Annotated in this window: 8 protein-coding genes and 1 pseudogene; all 9 read right to left on the bottom strand. The window is 63.9% G+C overall.

Annotated elements, in window-relative coordinates; translation table 11 throughout:
• Positions 1-408 precede the first annotated feature (408 nt).
• Positions 409-2,136, bottom strand: a complete 1,728-nt coding sequence (locus DVDV_RS20375) for a proline--tRNA ligase (protein ID WP_075356414.1) — start codon at positions 2,134-2,136, stop codon at positions 409-411.
• The gene (gene ispG, locus DVDV_RS20370) at positions 2,127-3,230 is read right to left on the bottom strand and encodes a flavodoxin-dependent (E)-4-hydroxy-3-methylbut-2-enyl-diphosphate synthase (protein WP_075356413.1); all 1,104 of its coding nucleotides are present in this window, start codon (positions 3,228-3,230) and stop codon (positions 2,127-2,129) included. The genes DVDV_RS20375 and ispG overlap by 10 nt, the downstream gene beginning before the upstream one ends.
• Positions 3,231-3,253: 23 nt before the next feature.
• Positions 3,254-3,565 carry a hypothetical protein gene (locus DVDV_RS20365; protein WP_075356412.1) on the bottom strand — a complete coding sequence of 104 codons (312 nt, stop codon included), beginning with the start codon at positions 3,563-3,565 and terminating at the stop codon, positions 3,254-3,256.
• Positions 3,566-3,603: 38 nt separating this feature from the next.
• Positions 3,604-3,921, bottom strand: a complete 318-nt coding sequence (locus DVDV_RS20360) for a hypothetical protein (RefSeq protein ID WP_075356411.1) — start codon at positions 3,919-3,921, stop codon at positions 3,604-3,606.
• A 225-nt stretch (positions 3,922-4,146) separates the two neighbouring features.
• Complete coding sequence (locus tag DVDV_RS20355; protein ID WP_075356410.1) at positions 4,147-4,881, bottom strand: response regulator; 735 nt, start codon at positions 4,879-4,881, stop codon at positions 4,147-4,149.
• A gap of 54 nt (positions 4,882-4,935) precedes the next feature.
• A complete protein-coding gene (locus DVDV_RS20350; RefSeq protein ID WP_075356409.1) occupies positions 4,936-6,933 on the bottom strand; it encodes an ATP-binding protein in 1,998 nt (665 codons plus the stop codon).
• Between the two features lie 5 nt (positions 6,934-6,938).
• Complete coding sequence (locus DVDV_RS20345) at positions 6,939-8,222, bottom strand: ABC transporter substrate-binding protein (protein WP_254845471.1); 1,284 nt, start codon at positions 8,220-8,222, stop codon at positions 6,939-6,941.
• A 172-nt stretch (positions 8,223-8,394) separates the two neighbouring features.
• Positions 8,395-9,117, bottom strand: a complete 723-nt coding sequence (locus tag DVDV_RS20340; RefSeq protein WP_075356407.1) for a 4Fe-4S dicluster domain-containing protein — start codon at positions 9,115-9,117, stop codon at positions 8,395-8,397.
• A 14-nt stretch (positions 9,118-9,131) separates the two neighbouring features.
• Positions 9,132-10,346: pseudogene (locus tag DVDV_RS20335) on the bottom strand (molybdopterin dinucleotide binding domain-containing protein); the annotation flags it as partial.

The raw sequence follows: 10,346 nt of genomic DNA, 5'->3' as shown, positions 1-10,346 counted from the left end.
AAAGGGGTTACAGGGGGATGGCCGGCCATTTGCGCTCGGACGCTACGCTGGCGAAACGTCAATAAATCCAGCAAGTCTACAGGCCTTGGGGACCTGCATTCCCAAACCTGTCGGCTTCATAACTCGCAAAATCGAGCCACCCTGTCTGGTCGCTCTTGCGCAAACCTGTCGGCCCCGAAGCGGGGCCGAGGGCAACTTGGGGTGGGCCGTTGGGGCCGGTGCGACCGCCGCGCCAGCGACGGTCGTATCGGCCCCAACGGCCCACCCCATTTTTGGCAGTCCCCCGCCGCCACACATCCTCCCCACCCGCTTCCCGTACTCCCGCCGCCCGATCCGGGGGTCCGGGGGGATGATCCCCCCGGCAGGTCCAGGACAGCGTCCTGGCAGGGTCTGGGGCAGCGCCCCAGTCTACTCCAGTCCCCAGCCCTGGTGGACGCCGGCGCGCCAGGTGGCGAAGGCTTCAAAGAAACCTTCCAGCGAAAGTTCGCTCTTCTCGCCGGTACGGCGGTCCTTGGTTTCGACGATGCCGCGGGCCAGGCCTTTGCCGCCGAGCGTCAACTGGATGGGGAAGCCGATCAGGTCGGCGTCCTTGAATTTGACGCCGGGGCGTTCGTCGCGGTCGTCGAGGAGCACCTGGATGCCGGCGGCTGTGAGCTGGTTGTAGATTTCGTCGGCCTTGGCGTTGGCCGTGTCGTCCTTGGGGCTCAAATTGATCAGCGCCACTTCGAAGGGGGCGATGGGCGGCGGGAAGACGATGCCGGAGGCGTCGTTATTTTGTTCGATGCAGGAAGCCACGATGCGCGACACGCCGATGCCGTAGCAGCCCATGATCATGAACTGTTCCTTACCGGCTTCGTCCAGGAAGGTGGCGTTTAGCGCCTCGGAATACTTAAGGCCCAATTTGAAGACGTGGCCGACTTCGATGCCCTTGGTGAAGGTGAGCAGCGCGCCGCATTTGGGGCAAGGATCGCCCGGAGCGACTTCGCGCAGATCGGTAAACGAGACAATGGAGGCATCACGGCCGAGATCGACGTGGATCAGGTGGGCGTCGGCGGCATTGGCACCGACGATCCAGTCCGAGGCCAGGGCCAGTTCGCGGTCGGCGTAGATGGGAAGCGCGAGCCCGACCGGCCCGGCGAACCCGACCGGGGCGTTGGTGGCCTTGACGACCTCTTCCGGGGTGGCCAGCCGGATGTCTTCCTTGGCGCCGATCAGGTTTTTGAACTTGATCTCATTGAGTTCGCGGTCGCCGCGCACCAGGGCGGCCACAGGCTTGCCGTCGGCGATATAAAGCAGCGTCTTGACGATGGACGCCGGGGCGACTTTGAGGAAGGCGGCTACTTCTTCGACGGTGTGGCTGCCCGGGGTGGCCACTTTTTCGGCCGGCGGGCAGGCGGCTCTTTCGCCGGCCGGCGGACAGACGGCTTCGGCTTTTTCGAGGTTGGCCCCGTAGTCGCAGTCCGGGCAGGCCACGATGGTGTCCTCGCCGGTATCGGCCAGCACCATGAATTCGTGGGAGAACGAGCCGCCAATGGCTCCGGAGTCGGCGGACACGGCCCGGAATTTAAGCCCCAAGCGAGTGAAGATGCGGGCATAGGCCTCGTACATGGCCCAGTAGCTGGCGTCGGCCCCGGCATCGTCCTTATCGAAGGAATAGGCGTCCTTCATGACAAATTCCCGACCGCGCATGAGGCCGAAGCGGGGACGGATTTCGTCGCGGAATTTGGTCTGAATCTGGTAGAGATTGACCGGCAACTGGCGGTAGGAGCGGATTTCGTGGCGCACCAGATCGGTGACGACCTCTTCGTGGGTGGGTCCCAGGCAGGATTCGCGGTCGTGGCGGTCGACGAAACGCAACAGTTCGCGGCCGTAGAAATCCCAGCGCCCGGATTCCTTCCACAGATCGGCGGGCTGCACGGCCGGCATGAGGATTTCGAGCGCCCCGGCCCGGTCCATTTCCTCGCGCACGATCTTGGCGACGTTATTGAGCGCCCGAAGCCCCAGGGGCAGATAGGTGTAGATGCCGGCGGTGAGTTTGCGGATCATGCCGGCGCGAAGCAGAAGCTGGTGGCTTATGACCTCGGCTTCGGCCGGGGTTTCCTTGAGGGTGGGGGCGTAGTAGCGGCTCAGTCGCATGCGGATTCCTTTTTTTCGGTAATGAAACGTTCCAGTTCGTCCATGAAGGCCGGGATGAGGTTGTCGGCCCCGCGCACCTTGCCAAGCACCTCGCCCTTGCGGAAAATGATGCCGCAGTCGCGCCCGCCGGCTATGCCGATGTCGGCCTCCCGGGCCTCGCCCGGGCCGTTGACCACACAGCCCATGACGGCCACGGTGAAAATTTCGGGGACGCCGCGAAGGCGTTCTTCCACGGCCTCGGCCAGCCCGACCAGATCGATTTCCGTGCGCCCGCAGGTGGGGCAGGAGATGATTTCCGGCCCGCGGGCACGCAGTTCAAGCGAACGCAAAATCTCGTAGGCCACGCCGATTTCGGTCACCGGATCGCCGGTGAGCGACACCCGCAGGGTGTCGCCCAGGCCTTCGGCCAGGAGGATGCCGAGGCCCACGGCGGATTTGACGGCTCCGCGCATGGGCGTTCCGGCCTCGGTGACGCCGATGTGCAGGGGATAATCGACTCGCGCGCCAAGCAGGCGGTAGGCGGCGATGGTGCGCAGCACGGACGAGGATTTAAGTGAGACCTTGATGTCGTAAAAGTCCCGGGCTTCGAGGAAAGCGATATGTTCCAAGGCGCTTTCGACCATGGCTTCGGGGGTGGGGCCGCCGTATTTTTTGAGCAGTTCCTTGGCTACGGACCCGGAATTGACGCCGATGCGGATCGGGGCCCCATGCGCCTTGGCTGCATCCACCACCACATCCACGGCGGCTTCGGAGCCGATGTTGCCGGGATTGATTCGAAGCGCGTCAACGCCGGCCTCCAGGGCGGCCACGGCCAGACGGTGGTCGAAATGGATGTCGGCGATAAGCGGCACCGTGGTGCCGGCCCGAATGGCGACAAGGGCCTTGGCTGCGGCCTCGTCGAGCACGGCCAGACGCACGATCTCGCAACCGGCCTCGGCCAGGGCCGCAATTTGCCCCAGGGTGGCGTCCACGTCCCGGGTGTCGGTGTTGGTCATGCTCTGGACGCGCACGGGATTGTCGCCGCCGATGCCGACGGAACCGACCTGCACCGTCCGGGTCGGGCGTCTTGGGGAGAGAGGCTGGGTTTTATGCATGGGGAAAGTGGGTTACGTGTTGTTCAGCCGCCCTGCCCCACGCCGGTCACGGTCAGATAGATCTCATCGCCGTTTTTCCTGGACACCGTACCGTCGACACGGCAGTCGCTGTCCTTTTTGCCCAGGGCAAAGAGTTTTTCGATGACGTCCTTGGCCGTGGCGTCGTCGCAGATCAGGTAGCTCTTCTTGTCCTTGGCTTCGAAGGACAAGCAGATGGTTTCTTTCTGGGGATATTGCATAACGCCCGTCACCCGGCCGGTGAGGGACACGGCTTCAGCGGCCAATCCAGGAGCTGCGGCCAGAATCAGGGCAGCAGCCAGTATCCATACGCGCATCAATAAAACCTCCTTGACGCGACAGCGGCGACGCGGCGTCACCGGGAAAGAGCATCATCATCATTGGCAGGGCCAGCCTCGCCGGACCCGGTGAGCAGCCACAGGATCAGGCATCCGGCTGCGACCCAGTACAGCACATCCCGGCCAAGCAGCCAGCTGGCGACATCCCGCAACCCGGGCTGTTCCAGGGCGAAGATCCGGCGCACCACGGCATCGGGCACGAAATCCCCAAGCGGCCACTCCAGCCATAGGCCCTCCCGCCAGGCGACATAAAGCCGCATGGCCAGCAGGCCGTACAGGGCCGCCAGACTGAGCCACAGGCAGCCCCGGCCAAACGCATCCCCAGGGATTTTCATGCCGTCCCAACCTTGTGCGCCGTTTCCGGGTGGCGGCACTATACGGACGGTGCGCCCGCCTGTAAACGGCCACGCGACCAGGGCGGCATCGTGGCCGCCAACCGGGTTCCCCGGGGCCGGGAAAGCCGGTGCCGTCGGACCGGGACTGATGGCACCGAACAGATGAAAGTCTGTTGTTCCAGGGTGTTGCGTGGCGTTTGAGGGCAAAGAAAGCCGAACGAAGCGTCAGGAACCGGCCGGCCGGTCAGCCAGATAGGCCAGGGCCTTGTCCCGGTCGGCAAATTGCGGGGCCTTGTCGGTGACGCCGAGCCGGTCGAGCACGCGCACAAAATTATCGGCCAGACCGAAGACGGCGGCCCGCCGGCCCGAGGCCAGGCAGTCCTCGGTCATGGTGAGCAGGATGTCCAGGCCCGCGCCGTTTATTGAGGCATTGGGGGTAAATGCGAACAAAATGGCCCGCGCCTCGTCCATCTCCCGCAAGGCCCGGGTCAGAAACGGCTCGGTTTCGCCGGTGAGGCTGCCGCGGATGTGGATGACGCCGATATCCCCTTCCCTGGCAGCGGCCACATCGCCGTAGGTGCCGGCGGATTCGACCATGTCCAGGCGGCCGCCCGCCCGGCCCAGGGCCGCTTCCAGTGTCTCGCGGCGGATGGGCTTGTCGATGAAATCCGTGGCCCGAAGCCCCAGGGCGGCCAGGGCCAGATCGGTGTCGCCGTGGCCGGTGATGACAATGACTTCGGTCTCGGGCCGACGGGCCTTGATGGCTTCCAGGACCTCTAAGCCGTCCATGCCGGGCATCTTGATGTCGGTGAGCACGATGGACGGGGTTTCGGCGTCAAACACGGCCAGGCCCTCCTCGCCGCTGGCCGCAACCAGCACCCGATAGCCATAGGCACCGAGATAGAGCTCGAACATCTGCAGGGTGGGCCGTTCGTCGTCGATGACCAGAATGGTGCGCATAGGTGCTCCCGGACCGTCTTGCATGTGGCTGTTTGCTGGCTTGGGGCGGCGGCGTCAAGTCCCGCGTTCGCCCCTGTCCCGGGCGGCCGGAAAGGTGAGCCGAAACACGCTGCCCCGGTCGGGTGCGCTGTCGACTTCAATCTCGCCGCCGTAATCCCTGACAATGCCGTAGGTGATGGCCAAGCCCAGGCCCATGCCCTGGCCGGTTTTCTTGGTGGTGAAAAACGGTTCAAAGATCTTGCGCCGTTCGGATTCCGGGATGCCGCTGCCGGTATCGGAGACGGACACCGTCACTTGCCCGTTGACGCTTCGCGAAGTGATGGCCAGACGCCGGGGCCGCTCCCGGCCGCGCGGGTCGATCATGGCGTCGCGGGCATTGACCACGAGATTGAAAAAGACCTGCTCCAGCCGGTTGGCGTGGGCCTTGATCGGTGCATCCGCCGTCAGGTCGAGCGTGATTTCAATGCCTTGCAGGGCCAGTTCGTGGCCGATGATGGTGAAAACGCCGCGAATCGGCTCGTTTATATCCACATTTTCCAGCCTGGGTTCGGACTTGCGGCCGAAATCACGCAGATGGCCGATAATGGCCGCGGCCCGGTCCACCTGCTGGCTGACCTGATCGGTGACCGTGGCCAGGGCCGCCGGTGTCGGGGTGTTGCCGGTTTCCACCACCATCTTCAGGTAGTCGCTGCCCATCTTGATGGCGTTTAGCGGCTGGTTGAGTTCGTGGGCGATGCCGGCGGACATTTCGCCGAGCGTCTTCATCTTGCTGGCCTGGATGAGCTGGGCGTCTTTTTCCACCAGCTCGGTGATGTCGGTGGCCGAGACGATGACCGCATCGCGGCCCCGGTAGGCGATGCGGCAGGCGTGGACGTTGACGTAGAGCGGATTGCCGTCTTTGCGCACATGGCGCAGCTTGGGAAACAGCACCCGCCCCGGGGCGTCGCGGTCGCGCAGATAGCCGGCCACGCCCCCGCCGTCGGCTTCCGGTTCCAGATCGGCCACATTGCGGCCGGACAGTTCCTTGCGCCCGTAGCCGTACACCGCCTCGGCCTGGGAGTTGGCATCGAGGATGCGGCCGCTCCCCGCATCGACCACAAAGACGGGATCGGGGTTGCTGTCGAATAGGGACCGGTACTTTTCCTCGGACTCGCGCAAGCGGCGGCGGTAGAGCCGGATGCTCCAGATCATGTTGCTAAAGGATTCGGCGAGCTGGGCCACTTCGTCGCCGCCGCCGTCCTTGCGGTAAAACCGGCACTCCCGGCAGGTGCGCGAATTGACCAGACTGGCGGTCTCGGCATCGCCACGGTTCTGGTCAAAATGCCAGCAGGGCAGATCGGTGTCGGCATAGGCCTGGCAGTGCTTGATGGCGTCGTCGGAAAGCCCGAGCATGGCTTCCGGCGCGTCCATGCTGCCCCGACTGATGGCGTCGGCGGCCTGGGTCAGCCGGGAAAGCGGCCGGGCCACGGCATTGGACAGGCGAAGGACAATGAGAAACATGACCACGGTAACCGCGGTGATAAAGCCCAGAAACGTGGTGCGAAGCTTTCCCACCAGAGAGTCAATGTGGCTTTTGGACAACCCGACGTGGACCGCGCCCAGGGTGTAGATGCCCTCGCGCACGGGCACGGCAATGTCGATGGCCTGGGCGTTTTCGAAATCAACCAGATCAATACTGTAATCCCGGCTGTCGGACAGGGGATTGATTCGAAGCAGGCCCTCGGGAAACGGCCGGATGAAGGTGTTGGCCAGGATACGGCCCTCGTTGTCCTGGATGAAAATGTAGGAAACGAGCACCTTGCGCTCGCCAAGCTGGGCGGCGTCGAACACAAGGCTGACCAGATTGGCCCGATCCTTGTCCAGGATAAACCCGCTGGCCCGTTCGGCAATGCTCTGGCCGATAGCCACGCCGCGCTGTTCGAGTTCGCGGTTAAGGCTCGTCACCAAAATCCACCGGGCCAAAATGGCAATGACGGCGCTGACCAGGAGCACCACCGCCATGGTGCCGCCAAACATCTTGAGCTTGAGACTGACCCGCTGGGGAAACGGCATAGGGGTTACCGGCCGGGTCCGGCAGCAGCGGCACCGCTTGTGCCATCGAGTTCGGTGGGAACGGGGGTCAGCTTGGCCGAGGCCGCCAGGATCTCCTTGATGCGGCCCCAATCCGTGACCATCTGGAAGCGGCCGTGGTCAAACCGGGTGAAATAGACGCGTTCCAGGCCCTGGTGCCGGTCTTTGTCGTAGCTGACGGGACTGGCGATGCCGACCGAAAAGTTGCTGATGGATTCTATGGCGTCGAGAAAGCGCTCACGGGTCAGTTCGCGCCCGGCCCGGCGGAGCCCCTCGACCAGCACCCGGGCGTTTAAAAACCCTTCCAGGCCGACCACATTGGGCCGTTCCTCGGGAAATGAGCGGGCCAACAGCCGGGCGTAGTCCATAACGCCGGTCAACAGGGCAGCCGATTCGGGCAGATCCGGCGGCGGCACCACCTGGGACATCAAAAGCGGCGTGTCGTTGCCGGGACCGAGGATGCGGCCGATCTCATCGGCTCCGACAAAGGAGACGGCGTAAAAAAGCCCCCGGTAGCCTCTGGCCCGGGCCAGTTTGATGGCCTTGGCACAGGGGCCGGAGGTCCCGATCATGACAACGGCCTGGGGCTTGGCGTCCAGGATGCGGCCCACGCCCTCTTCCACGTCCATGGTGCCCCGGATGTAGGAACCGCGGGCCACCGGGGCCAGCCCCAGGGACTTGAGCGCCATTTCCGTGCCCTTGAGGCCGTCGAAGCCGTAGGCGTCGTACTGGTAGAGCACAGCCACCCGGTCAAAGCCCAGATCGCCGACGATATGGTCCACGGCAGCGGCGGTTTCCTGGTAGTAGGAAGCCCGGATATTTATGATGTAGCGACGAAAGGGAAAACGCAGGACATCGGCCCCGGTGAAACTACCGACCAGGGGCACGCGGGCCTCGTCGAGCAGCGGGATGATCTTGGCTGTGGTCGGGGTGCCGACATAGCTGAAAAGACAGAACACCCGGTCCTCGACAATGAGTTGCTGGGTGTTGGCCACGCAACGCGGTGGATCGTAGCCGTCGTCAAGGGTGATGAGCTTGATTTTGCGCCCGGCCACCCCGCCGGCTTCATTGACGGCATTTAAGTAGGCCAGAGCACCATTGAGGGTCTGCTTGCCGAGATAGCTGGCATGGCCGGTGAGCGGCAGGGAACAGCCTATGGTCACGGTATCGTTGGTGACGCCCGGGGTGCCCGAGGCTCCTTTTTCAGGCGAGGAGCCATTGGAACAGGCCGCCAGGACAACGGCCACGGCAAAGGCGGCCAAGCCTCGCATCAGGCGGGAACGGTATGGTGTAGGGATGCCCATGGCGCAGGGATAGCAGATAGGACCAGGGGTCGGTCAACCGGCGCGACGAGCCAAATGCTGGCCTGCCCTGCCGGCCGCGCAAACCGCCGCAGTCGGGAGGCCGTGGCAGCGGCCTCCCGAAGCGGACGGAAGCGGGAACCTAACCGAGGGCCCGAAGCGGACGCATGACCTTCGCCAGGAAGGCCTTGCGGCTTAAAGGCCGTGGGCCGGCGTCTCCGAACTGGACGTATTTGTAGTAGGCGCTCGGCGGGAACGGGCACAGGAAGATGACCCGCACCGAATCGGCGTCCACCAGTTCGGCCTTGGGGTACTTGACCTTGAGTTTTCCCAGGCGCTCCCGGGCCAGGGCCAGCATCTCGTCACGGTCGCCGAAGTTCATGGTCCCGGTGGGACAGGTCTGGACACACGAGGGCACCATGCCGGCATGGATGCGGTCGTTGCACAGGTCGCACTTGTACATGAGCTTGGTGGCCGCATCGACGCGGGGAATGTCGTAGGGACAGGCCTCGCGCACACCCTGGGCGTTTAAACCCTTGCACTTTTCAGTGAACACCACGGCCCCGGTCTCAGGGTCCTGGACAATGGCGTCAGGGACTTCGGAATCGCCGACCATCTTGCACGGCGCATCCAGGCAGTGGCGGCACTGATCCGGGAAGAACAGCCACTGGAAGGTGTTGTCGATGGTGGTTTCGGTAAAGCGCACCACTTTGAGCGTCTGCCAGGACAGGTCCGGCGGATTCTGGTGCGAACCGGTATTTTCCGTGGGTTCCACGGGTTTGTTCTTCCACTGCTTGCAGGCGATCTGGCAGCCCCGGCAGCCGGTGCAGCGCGACAGGTCGACAAAGAAGCTCTTTCCATTCATGGCGTCGGTCCTCCCTAGGCCTTGCGCACGTTGACCATGAAGGCCTTGGTCTCGGGGATGCCCGTGTTGGGGTCGCCGACTGACGGACACAGGATATTGGCCGAGTCGCCGCCGTTTTTCGGCCAGGTCCAGCCGTAGTGCCAGGGGATGCCCACCTGATGGATGGTCTGGCCAAGCACGGTAAAGGGCTGGATGCGCTCGGTGACGATGGCCTTGGCCCAAAGCGACCCGCGGGTGCTGTCGAGCATGACCTTTTCGCCGTTTTTGATGCCGCGCATCTTGGCCAGTTCGGGGCTCATCTCGCAGAACATCTGCGGTTCGGCCTCAAGGAGCCAGGGGGAGTTGCGGGTCATGACGCCGGTCTGCCAGTGCTCGGTCACCCGGTAGGTGGAGCAGATAAACGGATACCGGGGATCGCAGGAGGCATGGATGTCGGCCGGGCCGGTGAACTTGAGCGCCGTTGGGTTGTGCAACTGCTTGGAGAAGGGGTTCTCGGCAATGGGACATTCCAGAGGCTCGTAGTGCTCGGGCAAGGGGCCGTCGTTGCGGCCCGGGCCAAAGATCTGGCCCATGCCGTCGCCGGTCATGATAAACGGGTACTTGCCCTTTTCGGTGTCGGCCATGGGCGGCCAGGGGCCGTCGGGCACATCGCCTTCCCATTTGCCGTTCACCCAGGCAATGACCGGCTTGTCCGGCTGGTAGGGCTTGCCTTGCGGATCAACCGAGGCACGGTTGTAGAGCACCCGGCGGTTGACCGGCCAGGCCCAGGACCAGGCAGGGAAAAGACCGATCTTGGCCTGCATGGCGGTTTGCGCCTTGTCGCGGCGGGCGGCCATGTTCTTGTCGGTGTAGGAGCCGCAATACACCCAGGTGCCGGAGCAGGTGGAACCGTCGTTTTGCAGCAGGGCAAAACTTGGCACCGGGTCGCCGGGTTTGAAGGTCTTGTCCGCGTCGCCGACCTTGAGCGTCTTTTCCGTGAGGAAATAGCCGTTGATGCGCTTGGCGACCTTGTGCGGATCAAAGATGTGGTTGGTGGCCACATCCCAGTTGAGGTTTTTGATGGGGTCGGGATAGGCTCCGCCTTCTTTGGCGTAGAGCTCGCGAATCTTCTCAAAGAGTTCGTAGATGATGTCGCCGTCCGGCTTGGAATCGCCCGAGGGGCCTGGGCCGGATAGCGCCACTGCATCCAACGGCCGGAGTTGGAGATGGAGCCTTCTTTTTCAAAGGAC

Origin of the sequence: Desulfovibrio sp. DV, assembly GCF_001936595.1 — a bacterium.
GTDB lineage: Bacteria > Desulfobacterota > Desulfovibrionia > Desulfovibrionales > Desulfovibrionaceae > Solidesulfovibrio.
This window is presented reverse-complemented; position numbering and strand designations above follow the sequence as displayed.